The sequence below is a fragment of the Streptomonospora halophila genome, assembly GCF_039542725.1.
GTDB classification, from domain to species: domain Bacteria; phylum Actinomycetota; class Actinomycetes; order Streptosporangiales; family Streptosporangiaceae; genus Streptomonospora; species Streptomonospora halophila.
Genome location: NZ_BAABIK010000028.1, coordinates 36,343 through 56,551 on the forward strand (window position 1 = coordinate 36,343; position 20,209 = coordinate 56,551).

At 73.8% G+C, this 20,209-nt stretch carries 20 protein-coding genes, 2 tRNA genes and 1 pseudogene; 12 read left to right on the plus strand and 11 right to left on the minus strand.

Annotation, left to right across the window (positions count from 1 at the left end; all coding sequences use genetic code 11):
- Positions 1-194: 194 nt before the first annotated feature.
- Complete coding sequence (locus tag ABEA15_RS20490) at positions 195-398, plus strand: cold-shock protein (protein WP_067975405.1); 204 nt, start codon at positions 195-197, stop codon at positions 396-398.
- A gap of 103 nt (positions 399-501) precedes the next feature.
- Here ABEA15_RS20490 and ABEA15_RS20495 read toward each other — a convergent pair whose 3' ends face one another.
- Positions 502-1,443: an ion transporter gene (locus ABEA15_RS20495; protein WP_386698932.1), complete on the minus strand. Its 942-nt coding sequence runs from the start codon at positions 1,441-1,443 to the stop codon at positions 502-504.
- 221 nt (positions 1,444-1,664) lie between these two features.
- On the opposite strand from ABEA15_RS20495, the gene ABEA15_RS20500 reads away from it, so the two are divergent.
- Complete coding sequence (locus ABEA15_RS20500; protein WP_344141779.1) at positions 1,665-1,985, plus strand: sec-independent translocase; 321 nt, start codon at positions 1,665-1,667, stop codon at positions 1,983-1,985.
- A gap of 49 nt (positions 1,986-2,034) precedes the next feature.
- Here the strand turns inward: ABEA15_RS20500 and ABEA15_RS20505 are convergent, their stop codons facing one another.
- From ABEA15_RS20505 to galU, 9 genes are all read right to left on the minus strand, one after another.
- On the minus strand, positions 2,035-2,652 hold the full coding sequence (locus tag ABEA15_RS20505; protein ID WP_345558328.1) for a hypothetical protein: 618 nt from the start codon (positions 2,650-2,652) through the stop codon (positions 2,035-2,037).
- A 1,723-nt stretch (positions 2,653-4,375) separates the two neighbouring features.
- On the minus strand, positions 4,376-4,645 hold the full coding sequence (locus tag ABEA15_RS20510; RefSeq protein WP_345558330.1) for a hypothetical protein: 270 nt from the start codon (positions 4,643-4,645) through the stop codon (positions 4,376-4,378).
- 269 nt (positions 4,646-4,914) lie between these two features.
- A tRNA-Ala gene (locus ABEA15_RS20515) sits at positions 4,915-4,988 on the minus strand.
- A 75-nt stretch (positions 4,989-5,063) separates the two neighbouring features.
- Positions 5,064-5,843, minus strand: a complete 780-nt coding sequence (gene sepX / locus ABEA15_RS20520) for a divisome protein SepX/GlpR (protein ID WP_345558332.1) — start codon at positions 5,841-5,843, stop codon at positions 5,064-5,066.
- Between the two features lie 826 nt (positions 5,844-6,669).
- A complete protein-coding gene (locus ABEA15_RS20525; RefSeq protein WP_344141786.1) occupies positions 6,670-7,314 on the minus strand; it encodes a GNAT family N-acetyltransferase in 645 nt (214 codons plus the stop codon).
- Between the two features lie 135 nt (positions 7,315-7,449).
- The gene (locus tag ABEA15_RS20530; RefSeq protein ID WP_386698929.1) at positions 7,450-8,007 is read right to left on the minus strand and encodes a MogA/MoaB family molybdenum cofactor biosynthesis protein; all 558 of its coding nucleotides are present in this window, start codon (positions 8,005-8,007) and stop codon (positions 7,450-7,452) included.
- Positions 8,004-8,492 carry a cyclic pyranopterin monophosphate synthase MoaC gene (gene moaC / locus ABEA15_RS20535; RefSeq protein ID WP_344141787.1) on the minus strand — a complete coding sequence of 163 codons (489 nt, stop codon included), beginning with the start codon at positions 8,490-8,492 and terminating at the stop codon, positions 8,004-8,006. Before moaC ends, ABEA15_RS20530 begins: the two co-directional genes overlap by 4 nt.
- 37 nt (positions 8,493-8,529) lie before the next feature.
- Positions 8,530-9,765 (minus strand): molybdotransferase-like divisome protein Glp, encoded by a 1,236-nt coding sequence (gene glp / locus ABEA15_RS20540; protein WP_345558334.1) that lies wholly within the window; start codon positions 9,763-9,765, stop codon positions 8,530-8,532.
- A gap of 66 nt (positions 9,766-9,831) precedes the next feature.
- A complete protein-coding gene (gene galU / locus ABEA15_RS20545; RefSeq protein WP_344141789.1) occupies positions 9,832-10,761 on the minus strand; it encodes a UTP--glucose-1-phosphate uridylyltransferase GalU in 930 nt (309 codons plus the stop codon).
- A 185-nt stretch (positions 10,762-10,946) separates the two neighbouring features.
- Here galU and ABEA15_RS20550 point away from each other — a divergent pair, with 185 nt between their 5' ends.
- From ABEA15_RS20550 to ABEA15_RS25680, 4 genes and pseudogenes are all read left to right on the plus strand, one after another.
- A complete protein-coding gene (locus tag ABEA15_RS20550; protein ID WP_344142028.1) occupies positions 10,947-11,507 on the plus strand; it encodes a 5-formyltetrahydrofolate cyclo-ligase in 561 nt (186 codons plus the stop codon).
- 177 nt (positions 11,508-11,684) lie between these two features.
- Positions 11,685-12,083, plus strand: coding sequence for an FmdB family zinc ribbon protein (locus tag ABEA15_RS20555; RefSeq protein WP_345558337.1), 399 nt, complete (start codon positions 11,685-11,687; stop codon positions 12,081-12,083).
- A 500-nt stretch (positions 12,084-12,583) separates the two neighbouring features.
- Entirely contained in the window at positions 12,584-13,228 is a 645-nt protein-coding gene (locus tag ABEA15_RS20560; RefSeq protein WP_345558339.1) for an SAF domain-containing protein, read from the plus strand.
- Positions 13,225-13,848 (plus strand): annotated as a pseudogene (locus tag ABEA15_RS25680) (transposase); the annotation flags it as partial. The gene ABEA15_RS20560 and the pseudogene ABEA15_RS25680, both read left to right, overlap by 4 nt.
- 189 nt (positions 13,849-14,037) lie before the next feature.
- On the opposite strand, the gene ABEA15_RS20565 reads toward ABEA15_RS25680, so the two are convergent.
- Complete coding sequence (locus ABEA15_RS20565; RefSeq protein ID WP_345558341.1) at positions 14,038-15,069, minus strand: D-alanyl-D-alanine carboxypeptidase family protein; 1,032 nt, start codon at positions 15,067-15,069, stop codon at positions 14,038-14,040.
- A 470-nt stretch (positions 15,070-15,539) separates the two neighbouring features.
- Here ABEA15_RS20565 and ABEA15_RS20570 point away from each other — a divergent pair.
- The 6 genes from ABEA15_RS20570 (at position 15,540) to ABEA15_RS20595 (ending at position 20,180) form a co-directional block, all read left to right on the plus strand.
- Positions 15,540-15,615 (plus strand) — tRNA-Arg (locus ABEA15_RS20570).
- A 403-nt stretch (positions 15,616-16,018) separates the two neighbouring features.
- Positions 16,019-16,900 (plus strand): helix-turn-helix domain-containing GNAT family N-acetyltransferase, encoded by an 882-nt coding sequence (locus ABEA15_RS20575; RefSeq protein WP_345558343.1) that lies wholly within the window; start codon positions 16,019-16,021, stop codon positions 16,898-16,900.
- Between the two features lie 213 nt (positions 16,901-17,113).
- Positions 17,114-17,728, plus strand: a complete 615-nt coding sequence (locus tag ABEA15_RS20580) for a hypothetical protein (protein ID WP_345558345.1) — start codon at positions 17,114-17,116, stop codon at positions 17,726-17,728.
- Between the two features lie 188 nt (positions 17,729-17,916).
- The gene (locus ABEA15_RS20585) at positions 17,917-18,432 is read left to right on the plus strand and encodes a flavoprotein (RefSeq protein WP_344141796.1); all 516 of its coding nucleotides are present in this window, start codon (positions 17,917-17,919) and stop codon (positions 18,430-18,432) included.
- Positions 18,433-18,525: 93 nt separating this feature from the next.
- Positions 18,526-19,470: a DUF3592 domain-containing protein gene (locus tag ABEA15_RS20590; protein WP_345558347.1), complete on the plus strand. Its 945-nt coding sequence runs from the start codon at positions 18,526-18,528 to the stop codon at positions 19,468-19,470.
- Positions 19,471-19,640: 170 nt separating this feature from the next.
- Positions 19,641-20,180: a DoxX family membrane protein gene (locus tag ABEA15_RS20595; protein ID WP_345558349.1), complete on the plus strand. Its 540-nt coding sequence runs from the start codon at positions 19,641-19,643 to the stop codon at positions 20,178-20,180.
- Positions 20,181-20,209: the final 29 nt, after the last annotated feature.

A 20,209-nucleotide genomic window follows, 5' to 3' on the forward strand; every position in this document is an offset into this window, starting at 1 on the left:
AAGCCTCGGCACGGCATGTATGCGGCTGGTAGTCTCATGAACCGGTTGCGGTTGTAGTTTCCATTGATGGCCCAGGCGCCTCACGGAACTTCACGTGGGCGCTGGTCGTTTGGGCAGAAACTCCCGGGGACGGGCGCTCAGCAACCCGGGGCCAGCAGGGTGCGGCCCCGAAGTAGTCCCCAAAGGGAGAGCAGATGGCTCAGGGCACCGTGAAGTGGTTCAACTCTGAGAAGGGTTTCGGTTTCATCGCTGTTGAGGGCGGTGGACCGGACGTGTTCGTGCACTACTCGGCGATCGCGGGTACCGGCTTCCGGAACCTGGAAGAGGACCAGTCGGTCGAGTTCGAGATCACCCAGGGCCCCAAGGGCCCGCAGGCGTCCAACGTGCGTGCGCTCTGACGTCGCCTGAATCTTTTCTCGGCCCTTCGCTCGGTCTCGGGCGAAGGGCTGCTGTGTTTGCGGGGGCGGTCCCGCCGCGGTCCGCGGCCGCGAACGGCGCCCGCTACCGCGCGGACCCTCCGTCGGGTTCCAGGGCGGGCTCGGCGTCTCCGGCGGGCTCCGCGGAGGGCTCGGCGCCCTCCTGACCGTCCCGGCGGCGCCCTCCGCCCTCGACGCCGCCGAGCACCCGCACCTCGTCGCTGAGCCGGGCGACCTGCTCGGTCAGCTCCTCCAGCCGGTCCATGACCGACTGGTGCTGCTCCAGCTCAAGCTCCTGGTCCTCCTCCCAGCGCTCGGCGTTGACCTCCTGCTCCAGAGCGGTGACGATCACGCCGATGACCACGTTGAGCATGATGAACGCCGTCAGCACGATGTAGCCGACGAAGAACACCCACGCCACGGGCTCGCGCTCCAGCACCGGCTGGGCCACCTCGGGCCAGTCCTCGGTCGTCAGCAGCACGAACATCGTGTAGAGGGTGGTGTCGAGGTCGCCGAAGTGCTCGGGGTCGATCTCGTGGAAGAGCCGCTCCCCCAGTACCGCCGCGGTGTAGACGATGATCAGCAGCAGCCCGCTCACGGTGCCCAGCCCCGGGACCGAGCGGAACAGCGCCGTGACGATGGTGCGCATCTGCGGGACGACGCTGACCAGCCGCAGAATCCGCAGGATGCGCAGCATCCGCAGGACGGAGAACCCCGAGGACGCCGGCACCAGCGCGATACCGACCACGATCATGTCGAACCAGTTCCACGGGTCGCGGAAGAAGGCGCGGCCGTAGGCGAAGCCCTTGAGCACCAGTTCGGCGGCGAAGATCGCGACGAAGACGACCTCGGCCGCGGCCAGGAGGCCGGCGGCGCCGGCGAGCGGGCCGTCGACGTAGGTCTCCAGGCCCAGGGCGACCGCGTTCAGCAGGATCAGACCGATGATCACGGCCTGGAACCAGCGTCCGCCGACGATACTCCGCGCCCAGCCGCGCAGCGCGCTCTCGGCCACCGGTCCTCCCGTCACGCCACCACCGTCCACACTGCCGCCCGCGAACCCCCGCAAGGCCGCCACAACCCTAGCGCCCGGTCCTCTCGCGGCGGCAGGGCCGGGGGAGGCTCTCGGCGGGCCCCCGCGGCGCGAGCGGTCATCCACCGGCCGCCCTCCGTTGCCCACGGAGCGGACGACACGGGTTAATCTGCTAGGAGGCCGGAGCAACCACCACAGGCCAATCGGAGGAGCCGGGCATGTTCAACATCGGGGCGGGCGAGTTCATCGCCCTCGCTGTGCTCGCACTGGTGATCTTCGGCCCGGACCAGCTGCCCAAGGCGGCGGCGCAGATCGGCCGGGTTCTGCGGCAGCTGCGCACCATGGCCGACAGCGCCAAGACCGACATCCAGCAGGGCCTGGGGCCGGAGTTCAAGGACTTCGACGTCGAGGACCTCAACCCGCGGCGGTTCGTGCAGAAGCACTTCTGGGAGTCCGGCGACGAGGACGGCGCCGACCGCAGCCGGCCCGCCGCCCAGCTGAACGGCAAGCGCCCGCCCTTCGACAGCGAGGCCACCTGATCCGGGCCGCCCGCCGGGAGCACCCCGGCCGCGCACGCGGCCGGACGCGTCAGCCGAACATCAGCACCAGGAACACGCCCAGCGCCAGAACCACGGCCGATCCGGCCGTCACCGCGGTCGAGCCCACGGTGGCCACCAGCACCTCGGTCGCGATGGTCCCCGCCACCGCAGCCGCGGGCCAGTGCCAGCGCGGCGACGGGTCCCAGCCGTTGCGGCGCTCGCGGTAGACCGAGACCAGCGCCGCCGCGCCCAGCAGCCCCCAGAACGCCAGGTGCCACAGGGCGCGGGTGCTCGGTGCGAGGTAGTCGGCCCAGCTTCCGGTGAACATCACGAACAGCGCCGTGCTGATCCACAGGCGCCAGTGCCTCGTGCCCCTGACGGCCGGGATGGCCTTGCGGCGGGCGGGCTCGGCGCGGCGGAACCGCTCCGCCGCGACCGGCGCCGGCTCCTGCTCGGCACCGCCGGCGGGTGTTTCGGGCTCGGGCGGGGTCTCGCCCGGCAGCGCGGGCTCCGTCGGCGGCGCCGGCTCGGCCTCGTCCTCGGGCAGGTGGTAGCCGCCGGGGGCGTGGCGGCCGGGCGGGAACTCAGCGCCGCCCGGATAGCGGCGGTACTGCGGGCGGGGGTCGGATGCCGGATGGTCGGGTCCACGCTCCGCGTTGTCGGGCACGGGTCTCGCCGTCCTTATGCCGCCGGGCCGGGATCACTCTCCGTTGCCTACCCGCTCGGCGGTCCGCCGCAACGCGGGCGGCACCGTGCGTGTCCGGAACGGGCGCCGGAGCGGGCAGGCGGGACCGCAGGGACTGCGGCGGCGGCAGCCGGACGGCGCACCGCGCACCGCGCACCCGGCGCACACGAGTGAACGTCGTTTCCCGACCCGGGGGCACGGGCCGGGAAACGACGTTCTCGAATCGATCGGCTCCCCGCGGGCGGGGCGCTTCGCTAGTGCCAGCTCCAGCTGGCGGCCGCCGCTTCCGCCGTGTCAGCGGTGGCAGCGGGAATCGAAGGCGCGAGAACCGCGGTGACAGCGAGTGCGATGACCGCGCAGGTCTTCCTTAACACAGTGCACCTTTCCATTGCATCATCATCCATCCCCGGAACGTAAGATAAGCCCCCGGCCACACTTCGCGCAAGCCCCAAACCGGGGTTTACCAGCCTTCTACCGGATATATATCTCCAAGCCCCGGAATTGCGCATAAACAATGCACGGCACCCCCGGCACCGTCGTCACGCGCCGTGTTCTCCCCGATCTCCGCCCCCACCTGCAGATTCGCCGACACGCGGCCGCTGACCAGGAAGAACTCAGGGTATCGAATTGATGACACCGCAGAACGGCATCACCCGGGCCCGCGCGTAACACGCGGTGCGGCCGACCCGCCACCCCGGCCTGCGAATTCCCGCTCAACGCAGAATTGCCGGGCCCTGCCCGCCGCATTGCCGACGAGGAAGACCCATTGGCGGAAGCGGGCATTTCAGCGATGGGCCGGAGCCGCCAATGCAATGCGCCGCCGCGGTCGGCACCGGCGCCGGCGGAGGGACAGCGGGGCGGGAGGACCCCCTGCGCCACACAATACTCTCATGCGCCCGGGTGTGCCGGATTTTCCCCAGGTCACCACATATCCGCGGGCAATCCCGGCCACGGTGCGCGGGTACGGCCGCACTCCCGCGACCGTACCCGCGCGCCTTCGGATCCGCGCACGGGTGCGCGCGCCGACGCCGGGCGGCGGCAGGGTGCCGAGCGCGGTGGATGTGGCGGCGCTACCGAGCACGACCGGCACGCGCGATTCGTCGCCGCCGACGACGACCGGGGCCGCACCCACCGCGAGCACGAGTCCCGCTCCCCGGCTCGACCAGGCCGCGCGCCCCTGGCGGGCCCGCGGAAGCGAGGGGCGGTCTGCGGCCCGGCGAGCAGGAACAGCAGCCCGAACCCCACGTCCCGCACGAGCAGGACGCCGGAGCTGCTCCCGGCCGAATCCAGCATCGGGGCCGATCAGCACGCCCGGCACCGGCAGCCGGACGACGCCGGGGACGGCCTTGCGTCTTGCGCACCGACGCCGCCGGCATCGGCCCGAGGAACGCGGCGAGCGCGATCCAGGCGAGCGAGACCGGCTCCCCGGCCGGGGCCGACTGATGCATAGGCGACTGCAGGCGGCCGGGGCCGGCCCGCGCGCTGACGCACCAGTGACGCACGGGCGACGCACCGCCCGCACGCGCGAGCACCGGAACCACCGGACCACGGCCGCGGAACACCGGCGCCGGCGGGCCGAAGGCGGGCAGGGGAAGCCGCGCGCGGCAAGCCGGGCGCCAGGCCCCGGCGGAAAACCCCCGGGCCTCGGCTGCGTGCCACGGCCCTCGGGCGGGCGCCGCGTTCGGCGCACGGTCGCCCTACCGGGTCAGGTCGTGCCTCCCCCGCTCGGGTGCCGCGCCGCGTCTGCGAGCGCGGAGTCGGGGAGGTCGCCGCGCGGTGCGGCGGCGTTCGCGGTCCCCAGGCACCGGCCGCTGTCGAACAGCCCCGGTTCGTAGTGCACGGTGTGCTCGACGTGCCCGCTGACGACGATCCCCACCTCGTAGGAGCCGGGGTGCGGGACCTCGCCGGGGTGGTTCACGCGGTAGCGCCACGGCACGGACGCGGGAAGCGTCCCGGCAGCGCCGGCTCCCAACATGCCGTGGGCATGAGACGCGATCGCCTCGTCGTCCAGCTCAGCTGGGGATGCGCACCGAGCTGATGCTCGAAATCGCGGACCACGTGCTGGTCCAGTCCATGCACGGCCAAGGCGCCGGGCTGATCCCGCGGTCGGGCGCCGACGGCGGGCACGGTGTGCACAAGACGAAAGCGGGGCCGCGTCCGAGGGACGTGGACCCGCCTTCAACGGTGTCAGGGCGGCCTTCCGCGGCACCGGCCTGGACCGGCTCCCGGGCAGGACCCCGGATGTGGAGCTGAGGGGATTCGAACCCCTGACCCCCTCGATGCGAACGAGGTGCGCTACCGGACTGCGCTACAGCCCCTGAACAACGCTCTAAATGCTAGCAGCTTCAGCGGCGTGCGCCGAACCGGAAAGCGCCGCGGGCGCCGGGAACCCCCTAGTCACCCGCGGCACGCTGGTGGGCGTCGGTGTACTGGTCGTAGACCTCCTTGCGGCGGTTCATCAGCTCGATGACCTGTGCCTCGCGCGCCGCCTCGGCCGCCTCGCGGGCGCGGCGGACCTCGGCCGCCCGGCGGCGGCGCCGCGCCTGGGCGGCCCGGTGCTCGGCGTCGGCCTTGGCCGCCTCGCGCAGCAGGGCCAGGTGGCCCAGCAGCAGCACGGCCGGCGGCGCCAGCACCCACCACGGACCGAGCCCGGTGGCGACACCGATACCGGCCAGCGCGAGCAGGGCCGTCAGCCCGCTCGTGCGGCGCCTGCGCCGGGCGATGACCGCGGCCCGGCTGGGACGCGGCCGCGGAGCCGGCGCGCCGGACTCCATCGCGGTCTCCTCGTCCTCCGGGTCCTCCGGGTCCCCGGCGCCCGCCCGCGACGGCACGCGGGTCTCGTCCGGGTCGGCCGGCTCGTCCCGGTCCCGCACGGGCGCGGCCGGCACGCCGCGGCGGCCCTCGCGCTCGGAGGCGCGCTCGACCCCGGCGGCGCGGCCGCCGTACTCGGGCTCCTCCTCGGCGGACTCCGCGTCGAAGGCGCGGGCGTCCTCGGCGTCTCCGCCGCGGTCGGCGTCCTCGGCGTCCCCATCCTCGCGGAGGTCGCCGTCGAAGTCGGCGTCCAGTTCGGCGCCGTCCTCGTAGGGCGCCGCGGAGTCGCGGCGCAGCAGCATCGGCACCAGCACGATGAGCCAGACGACCACGATGGCGAGATACAGAGGAGAGCTGCTCACGACCCCTCCTCGTACCGCCGACCACCGGACAGTCCCAGACGCTCCGGCGACGATGCCCGTTCATGGCCCATGCCGGGCGGCGACCCGTCGGCGGGCCGCCCCGAGGTCACGATCCGGCGCTTGAGCCGTTCATCGTGCCCCTCGTCATTCGCCGTCCCCCATGCGCCATATGTACGTGTTGCCTGCATCGTTAGTGCGTCTACGTTCCGCACGGTACGACCAGGTGTCCATAAATGCGCAGTATTCGGACCGGAGTGTCGTGAGATTACAGTCTTTCCTCTTCCCGCCCGCCACGCGCCGCCACCCCGATGGGAGGCGCTGCGCGCCACGGGCATTCCTTCCGCCACCCGCTACCCCGATAGAGGCGCGAGGCGCCACGGGATTTACCGGCCGCCGCATACACCACCGGATATCCGATGCCGCGGCGGCCGACCGATACCCGGGCTCGCCTGCGGATCGCGGCAGCATCGTCCGCACCGCCGGCGGGATTGCGGCCGGGTATCGGCGATTATCCCGCGAACAGCGGTGTGCTGACACCGATTTAACCGTGCGCATCTGGCCGTGACCGGCCCCCGACCGCGCGGAGCCGCCGCGGGATGCTAGAGGGTGTCCGACGGGTCGCTGTGCTACGGCGCGGCGCCCCGGCACCACTCCCGCCGCGTTCCCGTCGGTCGGCGGGGGACCCGCCCCGGCTCCTTGCACGGTCTCGCGAGCGCGGCGCCGGTCCCATTCGCAGCGCCCCGCGCCCGGAGAACGGCGCTTCGCGCCTGGGGCGCGGGGCGCACCCGAGCACGCCGCCCGCTACGGACGGACCCGTCGCACACGCCTAGGGCGCCCCGCCGGCGGTGCTGTCGGAGCCGGCGACCCGGCCGCGGCGGCGCCACCGCGCGAGCAGCCCGCCGGGCACGTCCTCGATGGTCAGCGCGTAGCTGACGTGGTCCCGCCACGCGCCGTCGATGTGCAACTGGCGCCTGCGCAGTCCCTCCTCGCGGAAGCCCAACTTCTCGACCACCCGCCGGCTCGCCTGGTTCTCGGGCCGGATGCTGGCCTCGATCCGGTGCAGGCCCACGGTGAAGAACGAGTGGTCGACGGCCAGCGCGACCGCGGTGGGCGTGATGCCGCGCCCGGCGCAGGCCCGGTCGATCCAGTAGCCCACCTGGGCCGAGCGCGCCGATCCCCACACCATCGCGCTGACCGTGAGCTGCCCGGCGAAAACGCCGTCATAGGTGATCGCCCACGGCATCGAGACCCCGTGGCGGGCTTCGCGGCGGATCGCCTGCAGCATCGCCACGTACGGCGAGAGGCCCGTCGTCTTCAGCGGCATCTCGGGGTAGGTGGGCTCCCACGGACGCAGCCAGTCGGCGTTGCGGGTACGCGTCTCACGCAGTGCGCCCGCGTCGCGCAGCCGCAGCGGGCGCAGGCCGATCGGGCCCTCATGAAGGGTGATCGGCCAGCCGCGGATCCGATTCACGTCGCGTCCTTCCGGCGCCTCCGGCACCCCGTGGCCGGCCGGCGGGTGCGTTCTGTGCTCCCGTGTCTCGACGGGCCGGGAACGCGTGGCGCCCCCGTCGCTTTCCTCCAGTATTCCACCACCGCAGGACCGGCGTCAGCCTGCCGACCGCGGGTGGTCGCCGCCGCCGATCTGGTCGAGGGCGTGGGCCAGGATCGGGCCGAGCACGGCCATTCCGTCGCGCACGCCGCCGCTGGAACCGGGCAGGTTGACCACCAGCATCCGCCGCCCGCTGTATTCGACGACCCCGGCCACGCCGCGGGAGAGGACGGCCGAGGCGACGCCCTTGGCCCGGCCGGTCTCGCGCAGCGCCTCGGCGATTCCGGGGATCTCGAAGGCCAGCAGCGAGCGCGTGGCCTCCGGGGTGGCGTCGGTGGGGCTGAGCCCGGTGCCGCCCGTGGTGACCGCCGCGTCGCAGCCTTCGCGCGCGGCACGCAGTAGGGCGTCGCCGACCGGAGGGCCGTCGGGGACCACCCAGGGCCCCTCGACGGCGGCGACGCCGTCCACGCGGGTGAGCTCCTCGTACAGCACACGGCCCGAGCGGTCGGAGTAGGTGCCGGCGGCGGCCCGGTTGGAGGCGGTGATCGCCGCGACCCGGTAGCGCGCGGTGGTTCCGCCGTCCGCGGGGCTCTCCGCGTCGTGCCCTGTACTCACCGCGACCGCCTCCAGTGCCCGGTCTTGCCGCCGGTCTTCTCCTCCACCCGGACGTCGGTGACCACGGCCTCGGGGTCGATCGCCTTGACCATGTCGACCAGGCCCAGCGCAGCGGTCATCACGCAGGTGAGCGCCTCCATCTCCACTCCGGTGCGGTCGGCGGTGCGCACCGTCGCGCTGATGAGCACGCCCTCGTCGGCGACCTTGAGGTCGACGTCGACGCCGTGGACCGCGATGGGGTGGCACAACGGGACGAGGTCGGGGGTCCGCTTTGCCCCCTGGATGCCCGCCAGCCGCGCAACGGCCAGCGCGTCGCCCTTGGGCACGCCCTCGCCGCGCAGCGCGGCGACGGTCTCGGCCGACAGCAGGACACGGCCGGCGGCGGTGGCGGTGCGGGCGCTGACGTCCTTGGCCGACACGTCGACCATCCGGGCCGCGCCCGCGGAGTCCAGGTGGCTCAGCCCCGAAGGATGGGCCTCTGACATGGTGTTCCTCCTCCTCAGCGGGGTCCGGTGGCTGCGGTCAGAATGCCTCGGGCAGGCGCAGGACCTCCACCACGCTGCCCTCCTCCAGCTCGGTGACCGCTTCGGGGACCACGACCAGCGCGTTGGCCTCCGCAAGCGCCGAGAGCTGGTGAGACCCCTGCCGGGTGGCGGGCTGGGCGGTGTAGGGGGTGGGTCCTGCCGAGCCGTCGTACTCCAGCACCGCCCGCAGGTAGGAGCGCCGGCCCTTGGGCGAGTGCGGCACCGGCGCCGTGAGCCGGGCGTGCACGGCCGGGAGGGGGTCGGGCGCCAGCCCCCGCAGCCGGCGCAGCACCGGCCGCACGAACAGCTGGAAGGACACGTAGGAGCTGACCGGGTTCCCGGGCAGAGTCAGGATCGGGGTGGCGGACTCGCCGACGGTGCCGGCTCCCTGCGGCATCCCCGGCTGCATGGCGACCTTGTCGAAGCTCACCGTGCCCAGCCGCGACAGCACCTCCTTGACCACGTCGTAGACGCCCATGCTGACGCCGCCGGTGGTCAGCACGATGTCGGCCTGCACGAGCACGTCCTCGACGGTCTCCAGGACGGTGGCCGGGTCGTCGCCGACGAAGCCCCGGCGGACCGCCGAGCACCCTGCGTCCAGCGCCGCCGCCGTCAGCATGTAGCTGTTGGACTCCCAGATCTGGCCCGGGCCGATCGCCGATCCCGGCTCGACCAGTTCGGCGCCGGTGGAGAGCACCACCACGCGTGGCCGGGGGTGCACCGGCACCGTTCCGCGGCCGACCGCGGCCGCCACCGCGAGCTCCCCCGCCCCCAGGCGCACGCCCGGCCGCAGAACGGTGGTGCCCTTCTCGACGTCCTCGCCGACCCGCCGGATGGCGTTGCCCGGCTGGACCGGGCGGTCGACGGCGACGGTCGCCAGACCGCCGTCGGTCCACTCGACGGGGACCACCGCGTCGGCGCCGCGCGGCAGCGGCGCTCCGGTCATGATGCGCGCGCAGTGCCCGCGGCGCACGGCGGTGGCCGCCACGTCGCCGGCGGGGATGTCGGCCACCACGGGAAGGCGTACCGGCTCCTGCGCGGAGGCGCCGGCGAGGTCGTCGGCGGCGACCGCGTAGCCGTCCATGGAGGAGTTGTCGAACTGGGGCAGTGAGACGGCGGAGGATACGGCCTCGGCGAGCACGCCGCCGTGGGCGCGCAGCAGGTCCAGCTCGATGGGTTCGAGCGGCTCGACCAGGTCCAGGACGTCGCGGATGTGCTGCTCGACGGTCTTCATTTCCTCACCCACTGTTCGGCTGGGCCGCCCTCGGGCGTGCTGGGGGCGGAGGCGGTGGAGGCGTGTTCAGGAGTCGCCGCCGGCGGCGGTGTGCCGGTCGACGAAGTCGCGCAGCCACGGCAGCAGGTCCGCGGCCAGGTCCGGGCGCTCACATGCGAATTCCACCACAGTGCGCAGGTAGTCGGCCTTGTTGCCGGTGTCGTAGCGCTGACCGCGGAAGAGCACGCCGTGCACGGGGCCGCCGTCGGCGGGCTTGCGCTGGGCGAGCTCCAGCAGCGCGTCGGTCAGCTGGATCTCGCCGCCGCGGCCGGGAGGGGTCTCGCGCAGCACGTCGAAGACGGCGGGGTCGCAGATGTAGCGGCCGATGATCGCCCAGCGGCTGGGCGCCTGGTCGGCGGCCGGCTTCTCGACGAGGTCGGTGACGGTGACGACGTCGTCCTCGCCGGTGGGCTCGATGGCGGCGCAGCCGTAGAGGGAGACCTGCTCGGGCTCGACCTCCATGAGGGCGACGACGCTGCCCCCGTAAGTCTCGCGGACCTGGATCATGCGCCGCAGCAGGGCCTCGCGGGGGCCGATGAGGTCGTCGCCGAGCAGCACCGCGAACGGCTCGTCGCCGACGTGGGCGGAGGCGCACAGCACGGCGTGGCCCAGGCCGCGGGGCTCGCCCTGGCGGACGTAGTGGACCTGCGCCAGCTCGCTGGACTCGCGCACGGCGTGCAGCCGCTGGGTGTCGCTCTTGGCCCGCAGCGCCTCCTCCAGCTCGTAGGCGCGGTCGAAATGGTCCTCGATCGAGCGCTTGGAGCGGCCGGTGACCATCAGGACGTCGTCGAGTCCGGCGGCGACGGCCTCCTCGACGACGTACTGGATCGCCGGTTTGTCGACGATGGGCAGCATCTCCTTGGGTGTCGCCTTGGTGGCCGGGAGGAACCGGGTGCCCAGTCCGGCCGCGGGCACGACGGCCTTCGCGACGCCGGGGCGGCGTTCTGTATCTGTCATGTCGGCACTTTAGGACACCGCCCGGGTGCGCGGCGTCCGGCACGCGTGGGCCTGTGCGGCCGAACGGCCGGAGGCGCCGGAGCCCGTGTCGGCGGCGGTGGCGGCCGGGCGCTCCCGGGCGCCACCGCCGACCGCACGAGCTGGAAGACTGCTGTCTCGTGAGCGCACAGGAGACCAAGCAGGAGATGCGCCGGCGGATCGCCGCGGCGCGGCGGTCCATGCCCGAGTACGAGCGGAGCGCGGCCGGGTCGGCGATCCGCGACGCGCTGGCGGCGGAGCCGCTGCTCACGACGGGCGGGACGGTGGCCGCCTACTACGCGGTGGGTACCGAGCCCGACACCCGCAAGCTGATCGCGGCGCTGTGGAAGCGCGGCACCTACGTACTTCTGCCGGTGTTCCTCGACAGCGGCGAGCTCGACTGGGCCGCCTACGACGGGCCCGACAGCCTGGCCGAGGCGCGGTACGGGCTGCTGGAACCGACGGGGCGCCGCTACGGGCCCGATGCGGTCCGCCGGGCGGCGGCGGTCGTGTGCCCGGCGCTGGCGGTGGACGGCCGCGGGCTGCGGTTGGGGCGGGGCGCCGGGTGCTACGACCGGGCGCTGGCCCGGGTGGGTCCGCACACCCGCACGCTGGCGGTGATTTACGACACAGAGCTGGTGGAGTCGGTCCCGGCCGAGCCGCACGACCGGCCGGTGGACGGGGTGGTGACGCCGAGCGGGGGGATGCGCCTGCTGCCGGCGGCCTGACGGCGGACGCGGCCGCCCTGTACTGGGGGAACACCCGCCGGGCCCGCGGCGTTCGAGCATGACGGCAGCGTGATCGCAGGCGATCTCGACGGCGCCGCACCCCCGATGTCGCGGCTGTGCTGCCGGACCGCGTAATATTTGGCAGTCGACGGGTGAGAGTGCCAATAGGAGGACCCAGTGCCGACGTACCAGTACGCATGCACCGAGTGCGGCTCCCAGATGGAGGTCGTGCAGAGCTTCAGCGACGACTCGCTCACCGTCTGCCCCGAGTGCCAGGGCCGGCTGCGCAAGGTGTACTCAGCGGTGGGCATCGTCTTCAAGGGATCGGGCTTCTACCGCACCGACAGCAGCGCCTCCCCGGACCGGTCGTCCACGGCGGCCTCCGGCGCGAGCGCGAACGGCGAGTCCGGCGCCACCGCGAAGAGCGAGTCGGCGTCCTCCGGATCGGACTCCGGTTCGTCCTCCGGATCGTCGTCCGGATCGGACTCCTCCTCGGCGAAGTCGGACTCCTCCGGCGCCAAGGAGAGCAAGGCCCCCGCCGGATCCGGCGCCTCCTCCACCTCCGCGAGCAGCTGAGGCGGGTCCCGGCACCCGCCCGGCCTCCGGCGCCCGGCTGATTCCGCCACGGCCGGCGGGCGGTTCCGCCGCGGCCGGTCATACGCGCTCCCGCCCGTCGCCGGGGTCCCGAAGGACGGCCGGCCGGCGGCGAGGACGCCGCGCGGCCGTTCCCGTCCGCGGTAGCGCCGCCCGACCGCCGCACACGCCGCTCGTGCGCTCCGGGGCCGCCGAGGCCGCGAGGGCGGCGACGGCCCGAGCGGCCCCGCCCCGCTCCCGGCCGGGAACATGGACGCCGACCGCGGCGCCCGGGCCCCCTGGCGCAAACCCACCCGCGGCGCCTGTGGACGGCGGCGGCACGGTCGGCGACCGGCGGCCTACCGTACGGGCATGCACGCCGCCGTTGTGTTCACCGCACGCTCCGCCCGCACTCCGGTCCCGGACCCCCACGTGGTCCCGCCCCCGCTCGCTCCGCATCTCTGCCCGCCCGGCTCCGTGCCCTCGCCCGCAGGGGCGGCGCGGTGAGCGGGCGCGGATCCGCGAGCGCACCGCTGCGCGCGCTCGCCCGCCTGCGCCGACCCCTGGGCGCTCTCTGCGCCGCGCTCGCGCTGACAGGCGCAGTGCTGCTGCTGCGGCCGCCGCCGGCACCCGCCACCGAGGTGCTCGTGGCCGCACGGCGGCTCGACGCGCTCTCCCCCTTGGCGCCCGGCGACCTCGCAGTGCGGGCCCTGCCGCCGGCGGCGGTGCCCGAGCACGCGCTGCGCCCGCACGACGACCCGCTCGGGCGCTCGCTCACCGGCCCCGTCACCCGCGGCGAGGTCCTCACCCGCGCGCGCATCGCCGGGCCTCCCGCACACGGGCGTGACCCGGGTCTGGTGGCGGCCCCGGTGCGGCCGACCGGCACGCTCCCCGACGGCCTGGTGCACCCGGGCAGCAGGGTCGACGTGCTGGCGGCCGCGGGCGGCGGCGCCGCGCCCCTCGGCGGCGAGGCGCCGCCCGCGCGGACCGTCGTCGAGGACCGCCCGGTGGTCGCCGTCGAGGAGGCCGGGGCTTCGGGCGCCGCGTCGGCCGGCCCGCTGCTCGTGCTGGCCGTGCGCCCGGCCGAGGCGCGCGCCCTCGCAGGGCACGCGGGCACATCGCACCTGTCGATCACCCTCCGAAGATGATCCATGTCAGCACCTTGTGCCTGTTCGCCCCGGGGCACCGCGCGGCCGCCCGAGACCGGCCACGCGACGGCCCGGACGTCCCTAGCGGGGGGCGGGGTAGGGGCGGCTTCCGGCGGTTCCTGCTGCGGAGAAGCCCGGTGGGCCCGGCGGCGGAGGTCGTGAACGGCGCGGTCGTCGCCGACCCGGCGGCCCCGTTCCCCGACGCTCGGCACACCGCTGACCGGCCTGTCCGGCGGCGTGCGGCCGTCGGCTGGACCGCGGTACCCGACGCCCGGTCGGTCAAGTCCGGCGAAGGCGGTGCCGAGCGCGGATTCGACGCGGGCAAGAGGACCACCGGCCGCAAGCGCCACCTGATCACCGATACGCTCGGGCCGGCCCTCGTGGTCGCGGTGACCTCCGCCTCGGAGGACCGTCCCGGCGGGCGCCGCGTGCTGGAGCGGCCGGCCGCGGCCTTCCCGTCCATCGGCCTGGTCCGGGCCGATGCCGGCTACCCCGACCGGGTCGGCAACCGGCCCCCGGCCTGGGCCTCGGAGAGGTTCCGGTCGGTCGTGGAGATCGTCCGCCGCAGCGACGACGCGACGGGGTTCCAGGTGCTGCCGCGCAGGCGGGTGGTCGAGCGGACCTTCGGCCGACCGGTGCGCAACCGGCGCCCGGCCCGCGATTACGAGCGTCCGACCGGCGATTCCGCGACCGTGGTCCACGACCGCGACGATCCGGCTGATGGCCACACGGCCGGCTGGTCAGAGCGCACGCTGGAGCAGCCGCCCAGCCGACCCGACCGTGTGGTCACCCGGTTACCCGACCGTCTCTCAGCCGTGCTCGGCGTCGTACTCCCAGTGCCAGGGCTCGAAGGGGTTGGAGTACGCCCACTGCGGGTGGAACCAGTTCCACTTCGTGGAATTGGCCTCCAGCCAGTTGAACTGCGCGCTGCCCTGAGACTGCACACCGCCGCACAGGTCGACGGCCAGTCCCCAGCCGTGGTTGCTGGTGCCGGGTACCGCGGCCATGCCGGGCGGCTTGGTGGCGTAGAGGCGCTGCTGGTTGGACAGGTCGCGATAGGAGCTGGTCAGGCACATGCCCTCGCCGAACCGCTCGGTGTAGGCCTGGTTCATCTTCAGAAAGTCGATCGCGGCGTCGGCCCGCAGGAACTCGCCGTCCGTGTGCAGCTTGCACAGGCTGTTCTGCGGCAGCAGCCCGTTGGGGTAGCCGTCGGCGTTGTCGGCGATCGAGGGGTCGCACTCGGCGCCGGCGAAGTAGGCCTCGGGGTCGAGTCCGCGGTCCTTGAGCTCCTTGGTCAGCTCCTGCGTGCTGTCCTTGGACTCGGCCCGCAGGCCGTCCAGCTTCTCCTCAAGCTCGACGCGCTTGAGCTGGGTGTCGGTCTGCAGATCCTGGGCCTGGGCGGCCAGGTCCGACTGCTCTTCGCGCAGGTCGCTCGCCTTGTCCAGCATGGCCTGGCGGTCGTCGGCGAGCTTGAGCACGTGCGACTCGACCTGCAGATCCTGCTGCAGCTTGCCGGAGGTCAGGATGCCCAGGACACCAGCGTTGGGCTGCATGTAGAGCGTGCTGCCCAGCTGGGCCAGCGGTTCGCGCATGTCGGCCAGGCGCAGCTCGGTCTGCTGGAGGTCGTGCAGCGTGGAGACCAGCTTGTCCTGGGCGTCGTTCAGCTCGTCTTCCTGCTTGGTGTACTCGTCGGTGGCCTTCTCCAACTCATCCTTGGCCTCGTCCGCCTTCTTCTTCAGCTTGTCGAGCTTGGAATCAGCGGAAGCGGGAGAGCTAACGGGTGAGAAGGCGACTTCAGCACCAGGCACCAGGAAGAGTGCGATGATGAGGGCGACGATCACCGAAAGCCCCCCGTGCCTGCGCGCGCGTGCGAGCAGTGCCAGTGAGGAGCGGGAGGACCCGATTCGCTGAACGCGGGCCGATGGCCGCGTCGAATCGAGGTTGAACGGCACGAGGAGGTCCTCCGGTTGCGAGTAATCGGTGGTGCACGTGGCCGCATCGCAAGTTACTACATGTCCACTATTGGACGGACCGAGATGGATTCTCCGGCGGACACGGGGGGAGTCTGAGGGTCCGACACCGCGCATCTGCGTCGATGTCGTTGCGAAACGGCAGGTCACCGGTGGTTCATTCCGCGTCCCAGGCTACGGCCGTTACAGCACCGCAACCTCCGTTGAGCGCCTCACAGGCCAAATGTGACCAAGACCACAGACTTGCCGTGACAACCTGACCGCCTGCAAGGGTAGGTAGTGGGCCCGCCGTTCAGCCGCCCACCGGCCCCCCATCCTCCGCTAGGCTGGTCCCCGGTTCCGGCCTCATAGCTCAGGGGACAGAGCACCACTCTCCTAAAGTGGGTGTCGGAGGTTCGAATCCTCCTGGGGCCACCACGCTTCACCTGCATCTACTTCGCCCGGGGAGCTTCCGGGTAAGGCCGGGGTTGCGATTTGGGCCGCAGCCCGCGGCGCCCCGCAGGCCTGACGGCACGTACCCCGTACCGCCCTCTGCCGGTGAACCCGTGCCAGGGCTCCGCGACGCCGGTGTTCGACGGCGGCGCGCCGATGGCGGGCGCGTACAGCTCAGGCGGAGGCTTCCAAGCCATGGCGGCAGCGCTCCCCCGCATCCGACGGACTACGGCACCACCGTGCGCAGCCGGCGTGACCGGCCACGGCGGCGGCGACGAGGAAGCCGCGGACCCGTTGTCCGCGCCACCGCGTCCCTCAGCAGGGCATCCCTCAGCAGCGCGGAGCTCACTGATGGGCGCAACCATTGACCGTGGTCGATAATGGGGGTATGACCGCTCCGATCTCGTCTCCCTCGCTGCCGACGCTCGCCGCCGCGGACGCCGAGACCTATGCCGCCTGGTTCGCCTGCCTGGCCGAGCCCGCGCGGGTCCGCCTCCTGCACACCATCGCCTCCGCGCCCGACGCCGCGACGGTCGGCGGGCTCGCCGAGGCCTTGGGCCTGCGCCAGCCCACCGTGTCCCACCACCTGCGCAAACTCGCCGACGTCGGGTTCGTCACGCTCACCAAGTCGGGCACCTCCACCCGCGTGCTGATCAACCCGGCCTGCTGCACCGGCCTGCCGCACGCCGCCGACGCCGTGATGGGACTGCTCGACTCCCGGCCGTGCTGCCCCACCGACCTGCCCTCCGACGTGACCGTGCGCGCCATGCGGCGCGGCGACCTCGACGCGGTGCGCCGCATCTACGCCCAAGGCATCGCCACCGGCGACGCCACCTTCGAGACGGAGGTCCCGCCCGCCGGCGAGCTCGACGCCAGGTGGCTGGCCGACCACCGATGGGTCGCCGTACTCGACGGCGCGGACGAGCCCGTCGGCTGGGCCGCGGCGGCGCCCGTGTCCGACCGCGCGGTCTACGCGGGCGTGGCCGAGACCTCGGTCTACGTCGCCGAGTCCGCCCGCGGCCGCAGCGTCGGCAAGGCCCTGATCCACAGGCAGGTCACCGCCGCCGACGCCGGCGGCCTGTGGACCCTGCAGACCGCGATATTCCCCGAGAACAAGGCCAGCCTCGCCCTGCACCGCAGCGCGGGCTTCCGCACGCTGGGCGTGCGCGAGCGCATCGGCAGGCACCACGGCGTCTGGCGCGACACCGTCATGCTCGAACGCCGCCGCGACGAGCACGGCTGCGCGCCGAGCGACGAGCGGAAGCGGTGACCCCGGCCGGGCCCGTTCCGCCGAGCGGACCCGGGCGCGGGAGCGCCCCGTCGGCGGTTGCTCCCGATCACTCTCAGGGAGAGCCGGGTGGCGCTCCGTCGCCCGGGCCCTATCCTTTCGGCCATGGCACACCCTCCCCGACCTCCGCGATCGTCCCATCCCGACCGTCACCGGCAAGGGCACGACGAGTGGCCGCCGGCCGACCATCCGACCGTGACCCACCTGCGCCCCGAGGCGACCGCGAACGACTACGCGCGCCGGATGCTGCCCTGGACACCCGCCTTCATCGCGGTCTTCGCGGTGGTGCCGCCGATGGGCACGGCGCTGTTCTCCCCCTTCGCCGGTTCGGGGCCGATCGCCCTCGTACCGGCGGTGCTGCTGGGGCTCGCGGTGGACGCAGGTCTCGCCGCCGTACTCGCGTCCAAGGTCCGCCGCATGTTCACCCAAACCACGGTCGCGGCCTCGCCCACCGGAGTGGAGCTGCGCGACCGGATGGGCTTCGTGGTCCGCCTGCGGTGGGCCGACATCACCGGCGTGGGCACGGTGGAGGACGATCGCGGCCCCAGCATCCGCGACGTCAGTCCCGACGCCGGCCGCACGCTCGCCGCGAAGGCGCCCGCCGTCCGCACCCAGGGGATCATCGGCTGGGGCCACCGCTGGCTGCCGCACTCGACACCCGCCCACCTGCGCAACCACCTGGCGCAGCAGCCCCGCGACGCCGCAGGCCGCGAACCGGTCGCCGTGTCGTTCTCCGCAGCCGGCCCCGCGAACTCGGCCAACCCGCTGCTGGCCCAGCTCCGGCACTACCGGCCCGACCTCGTCGGCTGACGCGCCTGCGCGACCGGCGCACCCGCGCAGACGCCCCCGCCCCGCACGGGCGCCGGCGGCCCTCGTCCGGCTGAACCGGGCACCGGGCGGGGGCGGGGACCGCCTCCCGCAGGCGGCGGCCCCGGCGCGAGGCCGGGGCCGCCCGGGACGGGTCCGAACAGGTGGCGCGGACTACCTAGACTCGGCCCATGGACGACCGCACCCTGTACCTGGTGGTGACCGGAGCCTCTTCGCCGCGCGAGAGCGTGGCCGACCTCGTGCGGCAGGCGCGGGAGCGCGAATGGGCCGTCACCGTGATCTGCTCACCGATGGGCACCCGCTTCCACGACGTCCACGAGCTGGCCGGTATCAGCGGCGACCGGGTGCGGGTGGACTTCCGGCTCCCCGGCACCGGCGAGCGTCTGCTGCCGCCGGACGCCCTGCTGGCCTGCCCGCTCACCTTCAACTCGCTGAACAAGATCGCCTCCGGGTTCACCGACACCATGGCGGTCGCGGTCGCCTGCGAGATGCTCGGCCACGGCGTCCCCACGGTCTGCGTGCCCCACCTGAACGGGCCGCTGGCCCGCCACCCCGCCGCCGGCGCCAGTGTGCAGACGCTGCGCGGGATGGGCGCCCGCGTCCTCTTCGACCCCGATGCGCCTACCGAGGACCGGCTGCCGCAGTGGAAGGACGTGCTCGAGGCCGTGGACTCCGCCGCCGGCTGACCGCGCCCCTGCCTACCGGGCGCTGCGCTCCGCACCGCGGACGGTAGGGTGCCCTCTGCGCCGAGTCCGCGGCCGTGGAAAGCGGGTGCCCCCTTGTCTGTCGCCGTTGTGGTCGTCGTCGCGCTGGGCGCCGCATTCGCGCTCTTCGGCACGCTGTTCACCGTGCTGGGCCTGCGCGCGCGGCGCCGACGGCAGCGCCGCGCCGAGCACGGCGTCCGCACGCGGGCGACGGTGACCGCGGTCGAACCGGCGATCCCCGAGACGCGCGGCGCGTTCGAGCAGCCGTTCGTGCTCGCCTACGCCGACCCCGCCGGGCGCGGCTACGAGCACCGGTTCACCGGCGGCTTCGGCGGGATCGTCCCCGCCGAGGGGTGGCGCGTGGAGGTCCTGTTCGACCCGGAGGACCCCGCCAACGTCGAGATCACGGACAACCCCTACCTGCACGGTGTCGCGGGCGCCGAGAAGGCCGAGCGCTCCCCGCTGCGCCGTCGGCTGATCCGCGCCCTCGCGGCCGTGACGGCGGTCCTGCTGGCGTGGGGCCTCATCATGTTCGCCCTCGCCCCGACCCTGTACGGACCCTACGACCCCGCCTACACGCGGTACTTCCTCCTCGGGAGCGCCCTGGTGTTCTTCGCGGCGGCCGCGGCGATCGCGGGAGCCGGCGCCGACTTCCTCGCCACAGCGGTGGGCAGGCGCCGCGTCTCCACCACGGCCGAGGGCGTCATCACGCAGACGTGGACCGAGATCCGCCGCTCCAGCGACGACGACGGACCGTCGACGACCCGGGTGCACCCCTACGCGGTCCGGTTCACCCTGCCCGACGGCCGCCGGGTGCACCGGCGCGCGCCCGACACCCCCGGCTTCGACCGCAACCGCCCGGGACAGCGGGTCGAGATCACCTACCAGCCCGCCGACCCGACCGGCTTCACGGTGGGCGGACCGGGGCGCCTCCTGCTCGCCCCGGTGCTGACCCTGCTCTTCGGCCTGGTCTTCGCCGCCGTCGCGACCGTCCTGGTGGTCATCGCCGCCGTCACCTGAGCGGGGCGCGGCGTTTTCCACCGGTCCGCGCCCCGGCCCGCGTGGTCTTCTCGCTTGCGGTCCCACCAACCGGGTAGCAGGCGCCGGGACCGACCGCCTGCGCACCCGTCGCCGGGGGCCGGGCGCAAGTCGCAGCGGAAGGACGCGTGGAGGTTCTCATGATGAAACGCGTGACGACGGGGGACGTGGCCGCCCTGGCCATCCGCACCGGGCTGGGGGCGACGCTGTTCGCCCACGGCACGCAGAAGCTCTTCGGCTGGTTCGGCGGCGGCGGCCTGGACGCCGCAGCGAGCGGGTTCCACGGCATGGGCTACCGGCCGGGCCGCCCCATGGCGACGGTCGCCGGCCTGTGCGAGGCGGCGGGCGGCGCGGCGCTCGCGCTCGGACTGGGCACTCCGGCAGGCGGCGCGGCGGCGGCCGGGGCCATGGGCGTGGCGGCCGAGACGCACGCACCCAACGGCTTCTTCAACACCGAGGGCGGGCTGGAGTACCCGGCGCTGATCGCGCTGAGCGCGACGGCCCTGGTCGCCCAGGGCCCCGGGCGGCTGTCGCTGGACGAGGCGACAAGACACGTGTTCGACCGTCCGTGGATGCGCCTGGCGGCGCTGGCCGCGGTCCCGCCGGCGGTCGCGGCTGTCGTCGCCCGCAAGCACCGCAGCCTCGCGGAGGACGCCGCGGAGCCGGAGGGGTCCGGGAGCGCTTCCGGCTGACGCCCGGACCGAGCCGTACGAGCCCGCTG